Origin of the sequence: Alloyangia pacifica (genome assembly GCF_003111685.1) — a bacterium.
Classification (GTDB): Bacteria; Pseudomonadota; Alphaproteobacteria; order Rhodobacterales; family Rhodobacteraceae; genus Salipiger; species Salipiger pacificus_A.
In genome coordinates this window covers 472,005-489,844 of the sequence record NZ_CP022190.1, presented here as the reverse complement: position 1 = coordinate 489,844, position 17,840 = coordinate 472,005, and the positions used below count along the sequence as shown (strand labels likewise).

At 66.2% G+C, this 17,840-nt stretch carries 21 protein-coding genes and 2 pseudogenes; 13 read left to right on the top strand and 10 right to left on the bottom strand.

Features of this window, described 5'->3' with window-relative positions:
- Positions 1-82 precede the first annotated feature (82 nt).
- Positions 83-1,018 carry a LysR family transcriptional regulator gene (locus CEW88_RS15230; RefSeq protein ID WP_108968554.1) on the top strand — a complete coding sequence of 312 codons (936 nt, stop codon included), beginning with the start codon at positions 83-85 and terminating at the stop codon, positions 1,016-1,018.
- Between the two features lie 20 nt (positions 1,019-1,038).
- Here the strand turns inward: CEW88_RS15230 and CEW88_RS15225 are convergent, their stop codons facing one another.
- Both CEW88_RS15225 and CEW88_RS15220 read right to left on the bottom strand, forming a co-directional pair.
- Complete coding sequence (locus tag CEW88_RS15225; RefSeq protein WP_108968552.1) at positions 1,039-1,443, bottom strand: hypothetical protein; 405 nt, start codon at positions 1,441-1,443, stop codon at positions 1,039-1,041.
- Positions 1,443-2,645: a pyridoxal phosphate-dependent aminotransferase gene (locus CEW88_RS15220; RefSeq protein WP_108968550.1), complete on the bottom strand. Its 1,203-nt coding sequence runs from the start codon at positions 2,643-2,645 to the stop codon at positions 1,443-1,445. The genes CEW88_RS15225 and CEW88_RS15220 overlap by 1 nt, the downstream gene beginning before the upstream one ends.
- Positions 2,646-2,759: 114 nt before the next feature.
- On the opposite strand from CEW88_RS15220, the gene CEW88_RS15215 reads away from it, so the two are divergent.
- From CEW88_RS15215 to CEW88_RS15205, 3 genes are all read left to right on the top strand, one after another.
- Positions 2,760-3,155: a helix-turn-helix domain-containing protein gene (locus CEW88_RS15215; protein WP_108968548.1), complete on the top strand. Its 396-nt coding sequence runs from the start codon at positions 2,760-2,762 to the stop codon at positions 3,153-3,155.
- A gap of 1 nt (position 3,156) precedes the next feature.
- Complete coding sequence (locus CEW88_RS15210) at positions 3,157-3,432, top strand: succinate dehydrogenase assembly factor 2 (protein ID WP_108968547.1); 276 nt, start codon at positions 3,157-3,159, stop codon at positions 3,430-3,432.
- 151 nt (positions 3,433-3,583) lie between these two features.
- Positions 3,584-4,081, top strand: a complete 498-nt coding sequence (locus CEW88_RS15205; protein ID WP_108969856.1) for a winged helix DNA-binding protein — start codon at positions 3,584-3,586, stop codon at positions 4,079-4,081.
- Between the two features lie 187 nt (positions 4,082-4,268).
- Here CEW88_RS15205 and htpX read toward each other — a convergent pair.
- From htpX to CEW88_RS15180, 5 genes and pseudogenes are all read right to left on the bottom strand, one after another.
- Positions 4,269-5,144, bottom strand: a pseudogene (gene htpX / locus CEW88_RS15200) (zinc metalloprotease HtpX); the annotation flags it as partial.
- Positions 5,145-5,223: 79 nt separating this feature from the next.
- Entirely contained in the window at positions 5,224-5,961 is a 738-nt protein-coding gene (locus tag CEW88_RS15195; protein WP_108968545.1) for a DUF1194 domain-containing protein, read from the bottom strand.
- A 4-nt stretch (positions 5,962-5,965) separates the two neighbouring features.
- Entirely contained in the window at positions 5,966-6,400 is a 435-nt protein-coding gene (locus CEW88_RS15190) for a VOC family protein (protein WP_108968543.1), read from the bottom strand.
- Between the two features lie 77 nt (positions 6,401-6,477).
- Positions 6,478-7,779 (bottom strand): hypothetical protein, encoded by a 1,302-nt coding sequence (locus CEW88_RS15185; protein ID WP_159099622.1) that lies wholly within the window; start codon positions 7,777-7,779, stop codon positions 6,478-6,480.
- Between the two features lie 133 nt (positions 7,780-7,912).
- Positions 7,913-8,956 (bottom strand): hypothetical protein, encoded by a 1,044-nt coding sequence (locus tag CEW88_RS15180; protein ID WP_108968539.1) that lies wholly within the window; start codon positions 8,954-8,956, stop codon positions 7,913-7,915.
- A gap of 235 nt (positions 8,957-9,191) precedes the next feature.
- Between CEW88_RS15180 and CEW88_RS15175 the strand changes: the two genes are divergently transcribed.
- The 7 genes and pseudogenes from CEW88_RS15175 (at position 9,192) to CEW88_RS15145 (ending at position 14,992) form a co-directional block, all read left to right on the top strand.
- Positions 9,192-10,022 (top strand): thymidylate synthase, encoded by an 831-nt coding sequence (locus CEW88_RS15175; RefSeq protein WP_108968537.1) that lies wholly within the window; start codon positions 9,192-9,194, stop codon positions 10,020-10,022.
- Positions 10,022-10,522, top strand: a complete 501-nt coding sequence (locus tag CEW88_RS15170; RefSeq protein ID WP_108968535.1) for a dihydrofolate reductase — start codon at positions 10,022-10,024, stop codon at positions 10,520-10,522. Before CEW88_RS15175 ends, CEW88_RS15170 begins: the two co-directional genes overlap by 1 nt.
- A gap of 81 nt (positions 10,523-10,603) precedes the next feature.
- Positions 10,604-10,957, top strand: a pseudogene (locus CEW88_RS15165) (transposase); the annotation flags it as partial.
- A gap of 588 nt (positions 10,958-11,545) precedes the next feature.
- On the top strand, positions 11,546-12,106 hold the full coding sequence (locus CEW88_RS15160) for an outer membrane protein (RefSeq protein ID WP_254694521.1): 561 nt from the start codon (positions 11,546-11,548) through the stop codon (positions 12,104-12,106).
- 161 nt (positions 12,107-12,267) lie between these two features.
- Entirely contained in the window at positions 12,268-12,597 is a 330-nt protein-coding gene (locus CEW88_RS15155; protein WP_254694520.1) for a hypothetical protein, read from the top strand.
- Positions 12,598-12,699: 102 nt separating this feature from the next.
- Positions 12,700-14,658 (top strand): DNA topoisomerase IV subunit B, encoded by a 1,959-nt coding sequence (gene parE, locus CEW88_RS15150; protein WP_108968532.1) that lies wholly within the window; start codon positions 12,700-12,702, stop codon positions 14,656-14,658.
- Between the two features lie 112 nt (positions 14,659-14,770).
- The gene (locus tag CEW88_RS15145; protein ID WP_108968530.1) at positions 14,771-14,992 is read left to right on the top strand and encodes a hypothetical protein; all 222 of its coding nucleotides are present in this window, start codon (positions 14,771-14,773) and stop codon (positions 14,990-14,992) included.
- On the opposite strand, the gene CEW88_RS15140 is transcribed toward CEW88_RS15145, so the two are convergent.
- Positions 14,977-15,315: a hypothetical protein gene (locus CEW88_RS15140; protein WP_108968528.1), complete on the bottom strand. Its 339-nt coding sequence runs from the start codon at positions 15,313-15,315 to the stop codon at positions 14,977-14,979. The two genes, CEW88_RS15145 and CEW88_RS15140, sit on opposite strands and share 16 nt — an antisense overlap.
- Before the next feature lie 194 nt (positions 15,316-15,509).
- Between CEW88_RS15140 and CEW88_RS15135 the strand changes: the two genes are divergently transcribed.
- Positions 15,510-16,214, top strand: a complete 705-nt coding sequence (locus tag CEW88_RS15135) for a DUF1194 domain-containing protein (RefSeq protein WP_108968526.1) — start codon at positions 15,510-15,512, stop codon at positions 16,212-16,214.
- 41 nt (positions 16,215-16,255) lie between these two features.
- Positions 16,256-16,942 carry a hypothetical protein gene (locus CEW88_RS15130; RefSeq protein WP_193989086.1) on the top strand — a complete coding sequence of 229 codons (687 nt, stop codon included), beginning with the start codon at positions 16,256-16,258 and terminating at the stop codon, positions 16,940-16,942.
- 73 nt (positions 16,943-17,015) lie between these two features.
- Here CEW88_RS15130 and CEW88_RS15125 read toward each other — a convergent pair whose 3' ends face one another.
- Positions 17,016-17,213: a CsbD family protein gene (locus CEW88_RS15125; protein WP_108968524.1), complete on the bottom strand. Its 198-nt coding sequence runs from the start codon at positions 17,211-17,213 to the stop codon at positions 17,016-17,018.
- A 118-nt stretch (positions 17,214-17,331) separates the two neighbouring features.
- On the bottom strand, positions 17,332-17,733 hold the full coding sequence (locus CEW88_RS15120) for a c-type cytochrome (RefSeq protein WP_108968522.1): 402 nt from the start codon (positions 17,731-17,733) through the stop codon (positions 17,332-17,334).
- Positions 17,734-17,840 lie beyond the last annotated feature (107 nt).

The window sequence follows — 17,840 nt, the reverse complement described above, 5'->3', positions numbered from 1 at the left end:
CGCAGCGATTGCGCATTGTATGCTGATATAAGTTTTGAAGAGAGTAGTTGACTTCAGACAATAAGCATCGCGAAATTACCTAATGCCTGACATTGATAATCCTTATGGCATCTTCGCGCGCTACAGCGCCGATCTCAGCCTCTTCCTGCTGGTGGCGGACTGCGGCCAGCTCTCGCGCGCCGCCGAGTTGGCGGGGCTCTCGCAGCCGCGTCTGAGCCAGCGGATGAAGTCGCTCGAGGAAGCGCTCGGGAAGGGTCTGCTGCGGCGCGAGCGGCGCGGCGTCGCGCTGACCCGCGACGGGCAGGCGCTCCGCGCGGCGCTGGCCCCGCATCTCGGCGAGGCCGCCGCCGGCTTTGCCCGGTTCCAGCGCCCCGCCCGCCGCCGGACGGTGGTGATCGAGACCGACCTCGCCTTTGCCAGCCTGCGCTTCCTGCCGGTCTTTCCTTCGCTTTGCGCCGCCTTCCCCGAGCTCGGCCTCTCGCTGCTGACGCGGCAACTGCCCGAGGCCGGCGCCGATCGAGAAGCTGACCTGCGGATCCGCATGGAGCCACGGCAGGAGGAAAGCGAGCGCACCTGCTGTCTCTTTCCCGAGCGGGTCATGGCCGTCTGCAGTCCCGGCTTCCTCGCGGCGCATCCGGGTCTTGCTCGCCCGGACCCGCTGCAGGGGCTACCGCTCATCGAGCTGACCTCGGAGCACGGCGCACCCTGGTTCACCTGGAGCAACTGGCTGGAGCAGCTCGGGCCGGAACCAGAGGTGCGCGGAGGCGGCGAGCGGATCAGCTTTAACAGCTACGATCACGTGATCCAGGCTGCGGAAAAGGGGCTGGGCGTGGCGCTCGGCTGGCGCGGGCTAATCGACAGCCGGCTGGAGACCGGGGCGCTGGTGCCCGCCCTGCCCGCCGCCGCGCGGGCCGAGATCGAGAGCGGACATGGCTACATGCTGCGAATGCTGGCCCGCCAGCCGGGCGAAGAGCTGCGCGCGGTCTACGCCTGGATCCGCGACAATTTCAGCGGGTGAATTGCTGCCGAGTTCCGGGCTCAGCCCTCGCGGCTGAGCTTCTCGGCCCGGCGGCGCACCAGCACGCCGCGCAGGTCGTGCATGGCCAGCAGCAGCGCGTCGGTGAGCTCGTCCAGTTCGGTATCGGAGGCCCTGGACTGCGCCCATTGCGCGGCGGCGTTGAGCTGGTCGACGGTGCGCTGCATCTCGTCGAAGCCGCGCCGCGCCAGCAGCGCCTTGCGCTCTTCGATCCAAGCGCCGATCGCCGCCAGTTCCTCGGGGGTGAGCTGGTGCTCGCCATGGGCGCGCACCTCGCCCTTGCCCAGGTTGACCACGGCAATCTGGGTCATCTCGATGCGGCGCTGCCGGTTCTCGCTGTCCACGCGGAACACGAGGGCCCCGTTGTCGCGAGTCCGGAAAAAGAACTCCGGCAGCGCCCCGGCCATCAGCGGAGCGCCTCGCAGAAGGCCGCGATCCGCTTGCAGGCCTCGGTCAGCGCCGCGTCCGATGTGGCGTAAGAGATGCGGAACGCAGGCGACAGGCCGAAGGCCGCACCGAAGACCACCGCCACGCCGTTTTCCTCCAGCAGCGCCGTCGCGAAATCCTCGTCGGTGTCGATCTTGCGACCACCTGCCGAGGTCTTGCCCAGCAGGCCGTTGATGGTCGGGTAGACGTAGAAGGCGCCCTCGGGGGTCGGGCAGGTGATGCCGTCGATGGCGTTCAACGCCTCGACCACGAGGTCGCGGCGACGCTTGAACACCTCGACCCATTCGCCGAGGAACTCCTGCGGCCCGTTCAGCGCCTCGACCGCCGCCCACTGGCTGATCGAGCAGGGGTTGGTGGTGCTCTGCGACTGGATCTTGCGCATCGCGGCGATCAGCGGCTCGGGCCCGCCCGCGTAGCCGATGCGCCAGCCGGTCATCGCGTAGGCCTTGGAGACGCCGTTGCAGGTCAGCGTGCGCTCGTAGAGTGCCGGCTCGACCTCGGCCGGGGTGCAGAACTCGAACCCGTCATAGGCGAGGTGCTCGTACATGTCGTCGGACATGATCCAGACATGCGGGTGCTTCATCAGCACGTCGGTCAGCGCCTTCAGCTCGGCACGCGAGTAGCCCGCGCCGGTGGGGTTCGACGGCGAGTTGAACAGGAACCACTTGGTCTTGGGGGTGATCGCCGCCTCGAGCTGGTCGGGGGTGATCTTGTAGCCGCGCTCTAGCGCGCCCTCGATGATCACCGGCTCGCCCTGACCGAGGCGCACCATGTCGGGATAGCTCACCCAGTAAGGCGCGGGGATGATCACCTCGTCGCCGGGGTTCAGCGTGGCGAGGAAGGCGTTGAACAGCACCTGCTTGCCGCCGGTCGAGACCGAGATCTGCGACGGCACGTAGCTCAGCCCGTTCTCGCGGGCGAACTTGGCACAGATCGCCTGCTTCAGCTCGATGATGCCGTCGGGGGCAGTGTAGCGGGTCTTGCCCGCGTCGATGGCCGCCTTCGCCGCGTTCCGGATGTGCTCGGGCGTGTCGAAATCCGGCTCCCCGGCGCCAAGGCCGATCACGTCCTTCCCGGCCGCCTTCAGCTCGTTGGCAAGCTGGGTCACTGCCACGGTCGGCGAGGGTTTCACGCGGGAGAGGGTCTCGGAAAGAAAGGGCATTATGGCACCGTTTGTATTGCTGCGCCTCATGTCATAGGCTGCGCCCCGACACCGTTCAAGCGGCTTCCCCCGCGTCGCCAGCCCCGGTGGCACGAATGCCGCGAAAGGAGAGTCATGATCGACGACAACGATTGGTACGGCCCCGATGCGGCCACCTTCGGCGACCGGCTCGCCGCCGCCCGAGAGGCCGCCGGCATGGAGCAGGAGGCGCTGGCACGGCGGCTCGGCGTGCGGCTGAAGACGCTGCAGGGCTGGGAGAACGACCTCTCGGAGCCACGCGCGAACCGGCTGCAGATGCTGGCCGGCTTGCTGGGGGTGCCCATGGTCTGGCTGATCACCGGCGAGGGCGACGGCGTCTCGGCCCCGGACGCGGAAGAGCCGCAGATTTCCCCCGATCTGGACGAAACGCTGCTTGAACTTCGCGCCCTGCGCGGCGAAATGCGCGCGACGGGCGAGCGTCTGGGCCGCCTCGAGAAGAAATTGCGCAAGATGCTCAAGGAAGGGGCCTGAGATGACGGCAGAACTCACTGGCGAGACCCGCGAACACCGGCTCAAGCGGCTGCGCATGCGCTCGATGCGCCGCGGCACCAAGGAGATGGACATCATCCTCGTGCGCTACACCGATGCCCGGCTCGAGGTGATGACCGAGGCCGAGCTCGACGCCTACGAGGCGCTGCTCGACGAGTATGACCCCGATCTCTACCAGTGGATTTCCGGCCAGCGCCCCGCGCCCGAGGAACTGCGCCCGCTGATCGCCGAGATCGCCAGGGTCGCCGCGAACGGCTGAGACCCGGGCCGGACTGGCCGACGCCGAGATCGAAAGGCGCGGCCTCCGCGCTTTTCGCCACATGTGACTAGATTTAACCACTTCTTGGTCTTTTCGCTCCAGAACCTTCGGTCATTCGGCATTGGGCCGCATGGCACTGGCGGAGACGATCATGAGCATCCACGCCCCCCTTGGAAGAAAACCCGCCACCGGCTACGTGGCGGGCTACCTCGAGTCCCTCTCGCTGCTCGAACGGCTGCACCGATTGCTGCTTGACGTGATCAAGGATGAGTTCGAGCGCGTCGGCATCCTCGAGATCAACGCGGTGCAGGCGCTGCTGCTGTTCAACATCGGCGACAATGAGGTGACAGCCGGCGAGCTCAAATCGCGCGGCTACTACCAGGGCTCGAACGTCAGCTACAATCTCAAGAAGCTGGTCGACATGGGCTACATGCACCACCAGCGCTGCGAGATCGACCGCCGTTCGGTGCGGGTGCGACTGACCGAGAAGGGGCGCAATATCCGCGCCTTGGTCGACGATCTGTTCCAGCGCCATTCCGAAGGCATCGAGGCGCGGCAGATCCTCGATCTGCAGGGGCTCGAGGACGTCAACAGCGGGCTGCGGAGGCTGGAGCGGTTCTGGACGGATCAGATCCGCTACATCTACTAGGTCGGACGACCGCCACCAGCACCGGTGAGGGTCAGCTCCAGGGCCCTTCATCCCCCTCACGCCGCTTGCGCGGTACCGGACGCGGACGCCCCGCGACACTGGATTTGCGCGGATCATCCTCAATCACCTCGCGCCCCTGGGCCCGACCGTCGAACTCGCCGCCCGCCCCACCCCAGTCGCCGGAGATGCCGCCGCGCTGCGCGCCGCGCGGCTGACCGTAGCCGCCCTGTGCCGCAAGCGCCTGCAGCGCCGCGATGCGGTTCTCGGTCGAGGGGTGCGTGGCGAAGAGGTTGTCGCGCTTGTGCATGTGCAGCGGATTTATGATGAACATATGCGCGGTGGCCGGGTTCGCCTCGGCCCGCAGGTTGTCGATCCGCGACGCCCCGCGCTGGATCTGCCCCAGCGCCGAGGCCAGCCACAGCGGATTGCCGCAGATCTCGGCCCCGGCCTTATCGGCGGCATATTCGCGCGTCCGGCTGATCGCCATCTGCACCAGCCCCGCCGCCATTGGCGCGAGAAACATCATCGCCAACGTGCCGACAATCCCCATGCGGTTCTCGTCACGCGAGCCGCCGAAGAAGAAGGCGAAGTTGGCCAGCATCGAGATCGCCCCGGCAAAGGTCGCGGTGACGGTCATGATCGCCGTATCGTGGTTGCGGATATGCGCCAGCTCATGCGCCACCACCCCCGCAAGCTCCTCCCGAGAGAGGCTGCGCAGCAGCCCTGTGGTCACCGCCACCGCGGCGTTCTGCGGGTTGCGCCCGGTGGCAAAGGCGTTGGGCTGCGGGGTGTCCATCAGGTAGACCTTGGGCATCGGCAGCCCGGCGTTCCGCGCCAACTGCGCCACCAAGTCGTGAAGCCCGAAGCGATCGCCCGGCGAAAGCGGCTGCGCGCCGTGCATGCGCAGCACCATCTTGTCGGAGTTCCACCAGGTAAAGACGTTCATCCCCCCGGCGAAGATCAGCGCGATCACCATGCCGGAGCTGCCGCCGATCAGGTAGCCGAGCCCCATGAAGAGGGCCGTCATCGCGGCCATCAGAAGGGCCGTCTTCGCATATCCCATGGCGTGTCTCCGTCAGGCTGGATCGGGGGAGCGTCTTGCTCGACATATAGGCCCGCGGCCATGCCGAACCAAGACGGGCTCAGCGCAGCGCCGAGTCGAGGGGTCCCTCGGGGCCGGGAATGGGCACCAATTCGCCCACCATCATGTCATTGAGCTCGCGGAAAAGCTTGCGCGACATAGCGCGCAGGAAATCCCTGTAACCCGACGCCACCTCGACGAAGGCGCCCGGCCCGTGCCGCACCTCGCCCTCGAAATACTCGACCACCCGCGGGTCCGAACCCATCACCGCCAGCCCGTTCACCGTCACTCCCTCGAAGGGGTAATGGCTGTAGGCCTGCTGCGGGCGAAACCCGTCGTTGGTGATCCCGTCCCCCGAGACATCGATCACTTGCCGCTCGCAGTCCGGGGCGGCCTCGAGGATGCCGGCGCCGAAGCCAAGCGCGTAGCCCATGGCGGTGGGATAGCGGTTGTAGCTGCGCGGCGCGCTGAGGAGCCGCACCACAACAGCGTCGATCGTCGCCTCGTCGCGCAGCATGGTCCAGTCGAGCACCAGCTGCGACTGGTTGCGCCCGCTCCATTCATAGGCCGAAAGCGCCACGCCGCCGCCGCCCTCGAGGATCGCGCGGCGCACGTCGGGATCGCGCAGCGCCCCCGCGAGCCCCTCCTTTTGCAGCCGGTATTCCTGATCATCGACCGAGGAGGAGACGTCGAGCGCCAGCAGCAGCGCAAGCCGGCAGGACGACTCCTGTGCCATGGCTGCGGAGCCGGACCAGAGGCCCAGCCCCAGAGTGAGCGCCGCGGCAAGACGCCCGCCCATGCGCTTACCAGTGGCCGGTGTTGGGCATGCTCGCCCAGGGTTCCGCCGGTTCCTTGGCATCGCCCTGCTGCAGCAGCTCGATCGACACGTTGTCAGGCGAGCGTACGAAGGCCATGTGGCCGTCGCGCGGCGGGCGGTTGATCGTCACCCCGGCGTCCATGAGCGTCTGGCAGGCCGCGTAGATGTCCGGCACGGAATAGGCAAGATGCCCGAAGTGCCGCGAATCCGACGGCAGCCCCTCGTCGCCGTCCCAGTTGTAGGTCAGTTCCACGTCGGCCGTGCCATCGTCCTGATCGGGCGGGCAGAGGAAGACCAGGGTGAAGCGACCCTTCTCGCTTTCCGTGCGGCGGCGTTCCTTCAGCCCCAGCAACTCGTAAAATGCGATGGATTTATCGAGATCCTTCACGCGAACCATTGTGTGCAGATAGCGGATCGGCATTTCTTGCCCTTTCCTCTTAGTCTTGGGTCTTTGACCCCTAGGCTAGCAGGCCGCGCCCACTTGTCGAGACTTCACGTTCAGAAGCGCGACTTGAAGCCGAGGCTGAGGGCTAGGGTCTCGGTCTCGAACCGGCTCACGTTGCTCTCGGAGCGCTCGGCGCTGAGATCGAGCACCGGCAAGAACCCGGCGTAATCGAGCTTTTCGAATGTGACCTGCACCTCGGCCCGCCAGACCTGGTCCGCGCGCCCGCCGGGCACCGCGAAGAGCACGCGGTACTCGGGGTAGCGGTGTTCGAAGGCCGAGACTGCAAAGGAGAGGCGCAGTGGTCCCAGCGGCGCACTGGGCTCGTAGCCGAGCCGCAGCCCGCGGGTGTCACGGGTGATCTGGCCATTCTGCGACTCCGCCGCGCCGCCGATCAGCATAGCCGAAACCGTTCCCGGCGTTCCGAGATCATGGATCACCCCGAGCTGGTAGCCGACCGTATCGACATCATTGTAAGCGGTATCCGCATCCTGCTGGTGCTGCCACGACAGGCCGGCGGTCAACGCGGTGACCACTCCCAGCGGCTGCACAAGGCTGAACGCGGCGCGGCGGTAGTCGTAGCTGTGCAGCCCGCCCTGCCAGGCACGCCCCAACGTGGCGCTGCCAGACACCACCGGCCCCTTTTCGCCGAGCCGGCGCCGGTGCTGCAGGCCGATCTCCATCGAAGAGGCGCCGAAGTCGGAATTCTCGACGCTCGGGGCCTTGTCCCGCGCCTCATCGCTGAGCCAGACCCGCCGCAGCGTGCCGTAGCCGCGCAGCGTGGTCTCGGACTGCGGCCCGCGCTGCACCGCGTAGCCCAGCGACAGCGCGCCGCGCGCGGAAAACCCCGAGAGAGCCTGTGCCGAGGGCGAGAGGATGCCGACCAAAGGCAGCCCATCGACAGTGCTGATCTCTTCCGACGCGCCGCCGTTGACGTTCGACGAGGGAGCGGCCGAGAGCTCGAGCGACAGGCTGAGCCGCGACAGGGTGCGCAATGCCTTGTATTCGCGCCCCGCCCGCTGCTCGAAGGCCTCGCTGGGCACGACCATGAACGCGCGGCGCATCCAGAGCTGCGACAGGAAGTAACTCTCGTCTTGCGCATAGGCTGCCGCCATGACCCGTGCCGCCTCGTGTTTCTGCACGTCGGTTCGGGCATAGCGCAGCGTCTGCCGGGCCGCCTTGCGCGCGGCGTTGGTATTGCCACGGCGCAGCTCGGCCTGGGCGATGACGAAATGGCCGTAGGGGTCGGAGGGATCGGCCCGCAGCAGCAGCCCGCCAAGCTCCGCCGCCAGCGCATAATGCCCCGTCTGCACCGCCCGCAGAGCGGCAATGCGCATCTGCGCTGCGCTCAGGGTCATGCCGCCAAGTGCCGAAGCCGTCTCGGAGGAGACGGGCGCGGACGCGGCGGTCGGCGGCGCGGCGCGGAGCCCCTCCCCGCACAGGGCGAGCGCCAGCGAGAAACCCAGGCTCCGAAGCAGCGCGGACGTCACGCTACGGGCAGAGCGCCGCGACCGCACCGGGCGTGCCGCATTGGGTCAGTACGAACATCCCGATCTCCTGCGCCTGGCCACTCGCCGCCCCCAGGACACCGGCGCCATCCCACTCCAGATTGGTCAGCCCCGCCACGTAGGACGCATTTTTGCCCCCGAAGATGCCGCCATAGGAGCCCGAGACCGTCGGACTGTCGCCGGCCGCATTGGCCGCTGAGCCGAGGAATTCGCCGGACTGGTCGATTTCGGCCAGCTCGAGCATCACGTCGTTGAGCCGCTCGGTGGTGCGGGTATCCCGCGGATCGATGATGTCGCGGTTGAAGATCTGCCCGTTCACCTCGTTGTCGACGAAGCTCACGTTGAGCAGGATCGCGCCGCGGATCATCGCCGGCTGTCCCGGCAGGTCGAACTCGTCGTAGCCGTCGGGCAGCGTGCCGGGATCCAGCAGCTCGGTTCCGTCGCGGGTACTGAGGTTGGTCAGCGCCGCGTAGTCGCCGGAATAGGTGACCTGCTGGTCTTCCCCTGCGCCCGGCGGGTCGTAGCTGCCATCCCGCGCGTAGGTGCCGCCCTGATAGACCGTGTCGAACTGCGCGCCCGACCCCACGACCGCCGCTGCGACGCTGCCGTCGAGGCTGCTTGACCCGAGTGACATGAAGAAGCGGTCGAGCGAGTCCTCCTGCAGCGAATAGGCGATGTAGTCATCGATCCCCAGCGCATCGGTCAGCGCGTCGTCGCGCATGTAGACCGCGTCGGCGCTGCCCGAGTCGAGGCCGTTGATCGTCACCGTGACGCTTCGCATGTCGGAGGCGAAGCTGAACTTGGCGAGGTTTTCGGACAGCGCACCGGGAACCCCATCGGGGTCGGCTGTGCCGCCGTCGCCAATGTCGCTGCCGTCTTCCCCGTCGCCGCTGCTTTCGCATGCCTGCAACGGGTTATCGCGAACGCAGTCGACATCGCTCTGCAACGGGTTCTCGCCACTGCCGCTGCTGCTGCCGCAGGCCGCGAGCAGCGCCAAGAGTGAGAGCGCAATACCAAGTGTTTTCATGAATCTGCCCCGGCTCCGGCCCGTGTGTTTTGCGCCGAAGGCTAGGATCAGCGCGCGGTTCAATCAATCTCCCTCACTGGCGATAACGGCCGTGTGAGACAATTCTGCCGCCACATCATATCGACCGCCGGTCGCGACATGCCCCAACATCTTGCAAAAAGCCCGCGGTTCTGACTTTGCCTCGCCGCCCTGATCCGCTATCTCGGAGGGGCAACACGACCAGTCCGGAGGCCCCATGCGCCAGTATCTCGACGCCCTGCGCACCGTGCGCGATCTTGGCACCCGCTCGACCGACCGCACCGGCACCGGCACCATCTCCTATTTCGGAATGCAGTGTCGCTACCCGCTCGCCGAGGGCTTCCCGCTGGTGACCACCAAGAAGCTGCACCTGCGTTCGATCATCCACGAACTGCTGTGGTTCCTCGCCGGCGACACCAACATCAAGTATCTCAAGGACAACGGCGTTTCGATCTGGGACGAATGGGCCGACGAGAACGGCGATCTCGGCCCGGTCTACGGCCACCAGTGGCGCCACTTCCCGACCATCCGCAAAGAGATCGGCGACGATGGCGCCACCCGCCTTCTGCTCAGCGAGGTCGACCAGATCGCCCAGCTCGTCGAGATGATCAAGACGAGCCCCGACAGCCGGCGGCTCATCGTCTCGGCCTGGAACCCCGGCGAGATCGGGCAGATGGCCCTGCCCCCCTGCCACACGCTCTGGCAGGTGCGGATCATCGGCGGCAAGCTGCACCTGCAGCTCTACCAGCGCTCGGCGGACATGTTCCTCGGCGTGCCGTTCAACATCGCCTCCTACGCGCTGCTGACGGTGATGCTGGCGCATGTAACCGGCTACGAACCCGGCGATTTCATCCACTCGATCGGCGACGCGCATATCTATCTCAACCACCTCGAGCAGGTGGAAACACAGCTTGCGCGCTCACCGCACGCGCTGCCGACGCTGCGCCTCGCGCGCGACGTGCCATCGCTCTTCGACTTCCGCTTCGACGATTTCATCATCGAGAACTACGCGCCCGAGCCCGCGATCAAGGCACCGGTGGCGGTCTGATGCTGAGCCTGATCGTCGCCCGCGCCCGCAACGGCGCCATCGGCCGAGACAATGACATCCCCTGGTTCTCGCCCGAGGACCTCAAGATGTTCCAGCGCGAGACCTCGGGCGGCGCGCTCATCATGGGCCGCCGCACCTGGGAGAGCCTCCCGGTCAAACCCCTGAAGAACCGTCTCAATATCGTGGTCTCTCGGGACAGCTCGCTGACCGAGCACGTGGTGGGCTCGCTGGACGAGGCTTTGGATCTGGCGCGCGAGTTGGGCTATTTCCGGGTCTACGGCATGGGCGGGACAACGGTGTACGAGGGGCTGCTGCCCAAGGCCGACCGGCTGCTCGTCACCGAGGTCGACCTCGAGGTCGAGGGGGCGGACGCCTTCTTCCCGGCCTTCGACGAGGCGGAGTGGCGTGAATTGGGGTGCAAGGAATTGGGCGGTGAGGGGCCGCGCTGTGTGGTGCGAGAGTTGGTAAGGCCATTTGCAGACAACCCCGAACCCAGATGACTTCGGGCTGGCTCTGCTCCACAAATCGCGTGGAGGATTCATCTCGTGAATCCAGCGTGCTCGCTGAGATGCATGGAATGACCCACGCCCCCGACCCACAGAACCAGGAACTGGCCAACCGACAACGAAGCGTTCAAGCGCCGAGGTTCGCTGACCATTTGGTTCGATTCCACTGCGACCTGGGATGCCGCACCGACCGGCCCAGCGACCCCATAGCGATGCCGCGATCCAGATCTGCCTTTCGATGAAGCTGATTTCGGCATGGCTCTCCGCCAGACGGCAGGCTTCGTGGAAAGCTAGCTGCGGCGGGCCGGTCTCGATTGGACGGTGCCCGAGTTCGGCACGCGGTCGCGCGCTCAGTAGACTCTGGCTGTCAAAATCCCACATCGCGGGTCCAAGGGCATGCTGCATCTGTTGATTTCCTCTCGTGACATTGCTTCGCAATGCACTGCCGGGCAGCGGACATCTCCGCCACGCAAGCCGCGGGATATATCCGTCCGGGGAAAGGGGAGCCCCAGCCATCAGGCTAATGTGCAAAAGGGCCCCTTGCGCCCGTCGCCCCATTCCGTCGCCTCCCGCCGCGCCTCTTCCTCGACCCCCTAAGCCCTAAGCGCGCGTGGCCGGTGCCTGCGGGGGTGCCTGAGTCGTGTGAAATGCGCTGCCGGGCGGGTCGCCGGCTCTCGCGCTGCTCACGGGGCCGTGTGAATCCTGACGTTGACGCTGCGTCCCCCGCACAAAAAAGGTTCCAAGCCCCTGCAATCATGAGCCAGTTTTTGCCTGTTGGCACTCACGCTACGGCTGCATTTGGCCGAGCCCCCGCGGTGAGGCCGTTTTTCGTGGTGGTTCCGCCACAGCACGTTCATGTGACCACTATGTGTGGATCGTTCCGGACGAAAGTTTGGTTGTATCCTCAGTCACACGCTCCGAAACGAGAGTGGACAACACATGATGAAACATGAAGAAATTGGAGCAGACCCAATGAAACTCGCACGCATCGCCCTCCCGGCCCTCCTGGCAGGCACCGTGGCAGTTCCGGCGTTCGCCGGCAGCATCGCACCCACCGTTGTCGAGCCCGTCGTGACCCCGGTTCCCGTGCCCGTCGCAGCTGGCCGTGACTGGACCGGCTTCTCCGGCGGTGTTCAGCTGGGCTACGGCGCCTTCGACACCGATGGCACCCCGGACGACTACGAAGAAGCGATGACCTACGGCCTGAAAACGTACTATGACTACGACTTCGGCAACTGGGTCATGGGCGGCGGCCTCCAGTACGACTGGAGCGACGCAGACCTCGGCGCGGCCGGCGACCTCGACGGCATCATGCGCGCAGGCCTTCGCGCCGGCTACGACATGGGCAACACCATGGTGTACGGCACGGGCGGCTATGCCAAGGCGTTCACCAGCGGTGGTGACATCGACGGAGGCGACTCCAACGGGTACTTCGCAGGGATCGGCACCGAAACCTTCCTGACCGACAACTGGACCGTCGGCACCGAGATCACCTACAACGAGTTCACCGACTTCGACGCCGACGACATGGAACTGAAGAACACCCAGTTCAACGTCTCGCTGAACTACCGCTTCTGATCCAGACGCGTTGCGGGGCCGCTGGCCCTGCGACCGATGCCCGGCCTCGTGATGAGGCCGGGCATTTCGTTTTTCCCTCGGGCTCCTGCGCCCGACGAAACTTTTCGCAGCCACCCCTCCCGTATTAGGGATTTCGTCATGAAGACGTTACACTCTTCCGCATGTGGCGCAGCGTTTCGATTCCCCTTCCGGCGATTGTCGCGGCCTGTACGGCCGCCCTGTCCGGCAGCCTCTTCGGCCTTCCCGCCGCGGCCACCTCACCCATTGCCGAGGTGATCTGCGAACCCTCGTCACGCATGACGCAGCGCCTGAAACGCCAGCAGGGCGCGACGCTTGCCTCCACCGGCCTGCGCAGCCCGGACGAAGTGCTCGAGCTCTGGCTCGACCCGCGCGACAACTGGACGATGGTCATCACCTATGCCTCCGGAACCTCCTGCATTGTCGCCATGGGCGCCCATTGGTCGCGCATGGAACCACAAGATCCGGCCTGATCCTCAGCGTCATCCCCATGATGATGGGGTGCGGGGCTTTTCCCGCAAGCCGCGCTCTGCCATAGTTGGCAACAACCAGAATCCGGGAACGAGCAGCAACACATGGCCGACGACCTCCTCGCCGCAACCGAATCCGCTTCCTATGACGCCTCTTCGATCGAGGTTCTCGAGGGGCTCGAACCGGTGCGGAAACGCCCCGGCATGTACATCGGCGGCACCGACGAGCGGGCGCTGCACCACATGGTGGCGGAGATCCTCGACAACTCGATGGACGAAGCGGTGGCCGGCCATGCCAACCGCATCGAGGTCGAGTTGCACGCCGATTATTCCGTCTCGATCCGCGACAACGGCCGCGGTATCCCGATCGACCCGCACCCCAAGTTCCCGGGCAAGTCGGCGCTCGAGGTGATCCTCTGCACGCTGCACGCGGGCGGCAAGTTCTCGGGCGACGCCTATGAGACCTCGGGCGGCCTGCATGGCGTCGGCGCCTCGGTGGTCAACGCGCTGTCGGACTCCATGGTCGTGCAGGTGGCGCGTAACAAGGAACTCTTCGAACAACGCTTCTCGCGCGGCATCCCGCAGGGCCCGGTCGAGAAGGTCGGCGCCGCGCCGAACCGCCGCGGCACCACGGTGACCTTCCACGCCGACGAGGAGATCTTCGGCCACCACCGCTTCAAGCCCTCGCGCATGCTGAAGATGGTGCGCTCCAAGGCGTATCTCTTCTCGGGCGTCGAGATCCGCTGGAAGTCCGCCATCCCCGACGGCGACACGCCGATGGAGGCGACCTTCCACTTCCCCGGCGGCCTCGCCGACTACCTGACCGAGAGCCTCGGCAGCGCCAGCACCTATGCCGACAAGCCCTTCTCGGGCACCGTCGACTTCCGCGAGAAGTTCAACGCCCCGGGCAAGGTGGAATGGGCGATCAACTGGACCCCGTCGCGCGACGGCTTCATCCAGTCCTACTGCAACACGGTTCCCACCCCCGAGGGCGGCACCCATGAAGCGGGCTTCTGGGCCGCGATCCTCAAGGGCATCCGCGCCTATGGCGAGTTGGTCAACAACAAGAAGGCCAACAACATCACCCGCGATGACCTGATGACCGGCGGCTGCGCACTGGTGTCCTGCTTCATCCGCGAGCCTGAGTTCGTCGGCCAGACCAAGGATCGGCTCGCCACCACCGAGGCGCAGCGCCTTGTGGAAGGCGCGGTGCGCGACCATTTCGACAACTGGCTGGCCTCTGACACCAAGTCGGCGGGCGCGATCCTCGACTTTCTGGTGCTGCGCGCCGAGGAGCGGCTGCGCCGCCGGCAGGAAAAGGAAACCGCCCGCAAGTCGGCCACCAAGAAGCTGCGCCTGCCGGGCAAGCTGACCGACTGTACCGCCAAGAGCCGCGAGGGCACCGAGCTTTTCATCGTCGAGGGTGACTCGGCCGGCGGCTCGGCCAAGGGCGCGCGCTTCCGCGAGACCCAGGCGCTGCTGCCGCTGAAGGGCAAGATCCTCAACGTGCTCGGCGCAGCCTCAAACAAACTGGGCTCCAACGCCGAGATCCGCGACCTCTGCGAGGCGCTCGGCGTCGGCATCGGCACGAAGTTCAACGTCGATGATCTGCGCTACGAGAAAATCATCATCATGACCGACGCGGACGTCGACGGCGCGCATATCGCCTCGCTGCTGATGACCTTCTTCTTCACACAGATGCGGCCGCTGATCGACAATGGCCACCTCTATCTTGCCTGCCCGCCGCTCTACCGGCTGACGCAGGGCGCCCGCCGCATCTATGTCGCCGATGACGCCGAGAAGGAGGCCATGCTGGCCAAAGGCCTCGGCGGCAAGGGCAAGATCGACGTACAGCGCTTCAAGGGTCTGGGCGAGATGGACGCCAAGGACCTCAAGGAAACAACGATGGATCCGGCGACGCGCAAGCTGATCCGCGTCACCATCGACGAGGACGAGCCCGGCGAGACCGGCGATCTGGTGGAGCGGCTGATGGGCAAAAAGCCCGAGTTGCGCTTCCAGTATATCCAGGAAAACGCGCGGTTCGTGGAAGAACTGGACGTCTGAGCCGGCGCAAGGCCGCGCGCGGCGGCGAAGAAGCACCCAAGGTGGTTGTTTTCCGCCCGCGTATGGCACACCCTATGGCTGTTCCATTCACGACAGACGAACGCCGAGCCCCATGACCAAAACGACGCTCCTGCGCCTTCAGATCACCAGCTTCGCGCTGGTTCATATCCCTCTTGTTGCCCTCGTGATCTATGCGCTCACCAATGGCGTCGCGGGCCACCTCGAGCTGCTGCTTGTGGCCCTACTTGCGACCGTGGTCGCCGCGATCGCGATCTGGATGACGCTCGGCCGCGCGCTTGGCGGTGACAGCCTGTCGGCTCAGAAGAGCGCGTAGAGCACCAGCGCAATCACGCCCAGCTTCACCGCGAGAACCAGCACCAGAAGGCCGCGGTTCTCGGGGGCAAGGAGGTCGCGCCAGACGCTGCGCGGTTCCGCGTCTCCGAAAAGCCGCGCCTGCAGCGCGGTGAAGACCCGGGGCGGCGGAACCTCGTCCTCGACCGGCCCCATGAAGCCGATGAAGCGGCTCTGCCAGAAATCCATCTCGCGCAGAAGCTCGGGGTCGCGTGCCACGGCACGCAGACCTTCGTCCTGCTCCTTCGCGGGCAGCAGGCCAAGCGCGAGCTCGGCGGCTAGCAGCGATTTCTCGGGGCTGGTCATCTGGCGAGTCCCACGGTGATCCTCCGGTGCGACGGCCTGCATCCCTGTCGGAGCCAAAGGCCAGACCGCACACCGCCAGAGTGCCGCATCCGGCGCGACGGTGCAATCTTGCCGTGGCCTACGGGCCTGTGACTTTCTTTTGCATCCGAGCGGTGGCAGGCTGGTGACCGTGCCTGCAACGCAAGGAGCCGTAGATGCGTCCCCTGGTCCTGAGCCTCGCCCTTGCCTGCCCTGCCGTTCCCGCCCTCGCTCAGGACACCGATCTGGAACTCGTGCTGCTGGCCGACGCTTCCGGCTCGATCACCCCCGGCGAGCTGCAGTTCCAGCGCGAGGGCTACGCCCAGGCGATCACCGACCCCGAGGTGCTCGCAGTCATTGCCGGCACGGCATATGGCCATATCGCCGTGACCTACGTGGAATGGGCCGCCAACCAGGCGCAGGTGGTGGACTGGACGCTGATCGACGGACCCGAGGCGGCGCGGGGCTTTGCTGCCGCGCTGCTGGACCAGCCGCGGCAGGCCTACGGGCGCAATGCCATCGGCGCGGCGCTGCTCGAGGGGCTGCGGTTGATGGAAGAGAACGAGATCAACGGCTGGCGCCGGGTGATCGACTTCTCGGGCGACAGCGCCAACAGTTGGGCCGGCCCGAGCATCGAGCAGGCCCGCGCGCAGGTGGTGCAGGCCGGAGTGACGATCAATGCCCTGCCGATCCTGCGCCCCGATGATCCGGGTCGCGCCGAGGGCGGGCTCGAAACGCTTTACGAGGAACTGATCATCGGCGGCACGGGCGCCTTCGTGGTCACCGCTGACACCCGCGACAGCTTTGCCGAGGCGGTGAAGAAGAAGCTCATCCTCGAGATCTCCTCCCTGCCCGGAGAGACTTTCGCGGCGGCGGAGTAACCCCCTTGCATAAAAGCGGAAAAGCAGCGCACGCTGCGTCCATGCGTATCCTGTTCTGCCTGTTGCTCCTGTCCGCCCTCTCCGGCTGCGGGCGCCCGCTCACCGACAATGAGACCAGCTTTCTCGAAGCCATGCAGGGGCCCCAGCTCGACACGGGCCGGGTGCGCTTTCACGACGGGCTCGCGTCGCGCGCGGTGACCTTCGAGCGACCGATCCGGCCTCGGCTCGCCTGCACCGAGCGCATCTGGCCGCCCTCCTCGGGCGAAACCGTCACCGTCTCGCCGGCGGCGCTGACGCTGTTCAACCACATCTTCTACCGAGAGGATGTCTACCTCGACGATTACCTGCCCCGCTATCCCGAGCGGGTGAATCTCTACGCCGCGATGCTCTTTGCGCATGAGATGACCCATGTCTGGCAGTGGCAGAACCGCAAGCGCACCGGCTACACCCCTCTGAAGGCCGCCACCGAGCACCAGACCCATGTCGATCCCTATCTCATCGACCCGGACACTTCGGCGCGGTTCCTCGATCACGGCTACGAACAGCAAGGTGCCATCGTCGAGGAGTACGTCTGCTGCCAATTGCTCGACCCCGAGGCGCCACGCACCGCCCGGCTGCGGGCGATGATCTCGGAGGCCATGCCGATCGGCGGGCTGGACGCTGCGCTGAGTGGCACCGACGTGGTGATCCCTTGGAAGGGGGCCGAGATCGAGAACATCTGCCACTGACCCGCGATCCACACATCAAAAAGCGGGACCGTAAGGCCCCGCTGACGTTGCTATTAGCGATCGCCTCGCGCGATCAGAGGTCGTTCTGCCAGGCAGAGACCTGTCTTTCGGCCTCTTCCTTGGCGACGCCGTATTTCTTCTGGATCAGGCCGGCAAGTTGCTCGCGGTCGCCTTCGGCCTGCTGAACCTCGTCATCGGTCAGCTCGCCCCACTGCTCGCGGGCCTTGCCCTTGAATTCCTTCCAGTTGCCTTCGATTTGGTCCCAGTTCATAGCGGGTCCTCCTGAGGTTACGTCTGCAAAGGAAACCCCCGAGGCCGGGCTGGGGTTCCGCATCCTCCGCGCAGGTTTCGCGCGGCTGAGCGCCACTCCGCCCAATGTCTACCCTGACTCACTCAGCGCGCTGGATTTCCTTCAAATAGGCCACGAGATCGGCCACCGGCTGCACCGTGGATGCGCTGCCCTCCAGCGCCGCCTCGGCGTCGTAGCCGAAAAACTGGCCGTAAACCGGCATTGTCGAGCCGTGGCTGACGAGCGGATCGCGCCCGTCGATGCGCTTGATTACCCGCTCCATCGGGAAGCTGCCGCCATTGGCGGCACCGAGCTCGGTCAGGTTGACCGGCTTGATCATCAGCGCCCCGGCCATCGGCCCATCGCCGCGCCCGTCAAGCCCGTGGCAGGTGGCGCAATATTCAGTGTAAAGCGCCGCCCCGCGGTCGGCGTCCTGCGCCAGCGCAGTGCCAAGCGGCAGGACGACGGCCAAGAGCGTGGCTCGGAAGAAAACGATCGGCATGGTCGGGCCCCCTCTCTGCCCCGATCCTGCGCCTGTGGCGCTGCGTGCACCTTGATCGGCGTCAAGCCGCGGCGGGATCGCCGCAGAAGAACTTGGCGCCGGGCTCG

Excerpts from the sequence above, each read along its gene's own strand:
- CEW88_RS15230 (WP_108968554.1), top strand. The coding sequence starts at position 83 with ATGCCTGACATTGATAATCCTTATGGCATCTTCGCGCGCTACAGCGCC.
- CEW88_RS15225 (WP_108968552.1), bottom strand. The coding sequence starts at position 1,443 with ATGGCCGGGGCGCTGCCGGAGTTCTTTTTCCGGACTCGCGACAACGGG.
- CEW88_RS15220 (WP_108968550.1), bottom strand. The coding sequence starts at position 2,645 with ATGCCCTTTCTTTCCGAGACCCTCTCCCGCGTGAAACCCTCGCCGACC.
- CEW88_RS15215 (WP_108968548.1), top strand. The coding sequence starts at position 2,760 with ATGATCGACGACAACGATTGGTACGGCCCCGATGCGGCCACCTTCGGC.
- CEW88_RS15210 (WP_108968547.1), top strand. The coding sequence starts at position 3,157 with ATGACGGCAGAACTCACTGGCGAGACCCGCGAACACCGGCTCAAGCGG.
- CEW88_RS15205 (WP_108969856.1), top strand. The coding sequence starts at position 3,584 with ATGAGCATCCACGCCCCCCTTGGAAGAAAACCCGCCACCGGCTACGTG.
- CEW88_RS15195 (WP_108968545.1), bottom strand. The coding sequence starts at position 5,961 with ATGGGCGGGCGTCTTGCCGCGGCGCTCACTCTGGGGCTGGGCCTCTGG.
- CEW88_RS15190 (WP_108968543.1), bottom strand. The coding sequence starts at position 6,400 with ATGCCGATCCGCTATCTGCACACAATGGTTCGCGTGAAGGATCTCGAT.
- CEW88_RS15185 (WP_159099622.1), bottom strand. The coding sequence starts at position 7,779 with ATGACCCTGAGCGCAGCGCAGATGCGCATTGCCGCTCTGCGGGCGGTG.
- CEW88_RS15180 (WP_108968539.1), bottom strand. The coding sequence starts at position 8,956 with ATGAAAACACTTGGTATTGCGCTCTCACTCTTGGCGCTGCTCGCGGCC.
- CEW88_RS15175 (WP_108968537.1), top strand. The coding sequence starts at position 9,192 with ATGCGCCAGTATCTCGACGCCCTGCGCACCGTGCGCGATCTTGGCACC.
- CEW88_RS15170 (WP_108968535.1), top strand. The coding sequence starts at position 10,022 with ATGCTGAGCCTGATCGTCGCCCGCGCCCGCAACGGCGCCATCGGCCGA.
- CEW88_RS15155 (WP_254694520.1), top strand. The coding sequence starts at position 12,268 with ATGTGGCGCAGCGTTTCGATTCCCCTTCCGGCGATTGTCGCGGCCTGT.
- parE (WP_108968532.1), top strand. The coding sequence starts at position 12,700 with ATGGCCGACGACCTCCTCGCCGCAACCGAATCCGCTTCCTATGACGCC.
- CEW88_RS15145 (WP_108968530.1), top strand. The coding sequence starts at position 14,771 with ATGACCAAAACGACGCTCCTGCGCCTTCAGATCACCAGCTTCGCGCTG.
- CEW88_RS15140 (WP_108968528.1), bottom strand. The coding sequence starts at position 15,315 with ATGACCAGCCCCGAGAAATCGCTGCTAGCCGCCGAGCTCGCGCTTGGC.
- CEW88_RS15135 (WP_108968526.1), top strand. The coding sequence starts at position 15,510 with ATGCGTCCCCTGGTCCTGAGCCTCGCCCTTGCCTGCCCTGCCGTTCCC.
- CEW88_RS15130 (WP_193989086.1), top strand. The coding sequence starts at position 16,256 with ATGCGTATCCTGTTCTGCCTGTTGCTCCTGTCCGCCCTCTCCGGCTGC.
- CEW88_RS15125 (WP_108968524.1), bottom strand. The coding sequence starts at position 17,213 with ATGAACTGGGACCAAATCGAAGGCAACTGGAAGGAATTCAAGGGCAAG.
- CEW88_RS15120 (WP_108968522.1), bottom strand. The coding sequence starts at position 17,733 with ATGCCGATCGTTTTCTTCCGAGCCACGCTCTTGGCCGTCGTCCTGCCG.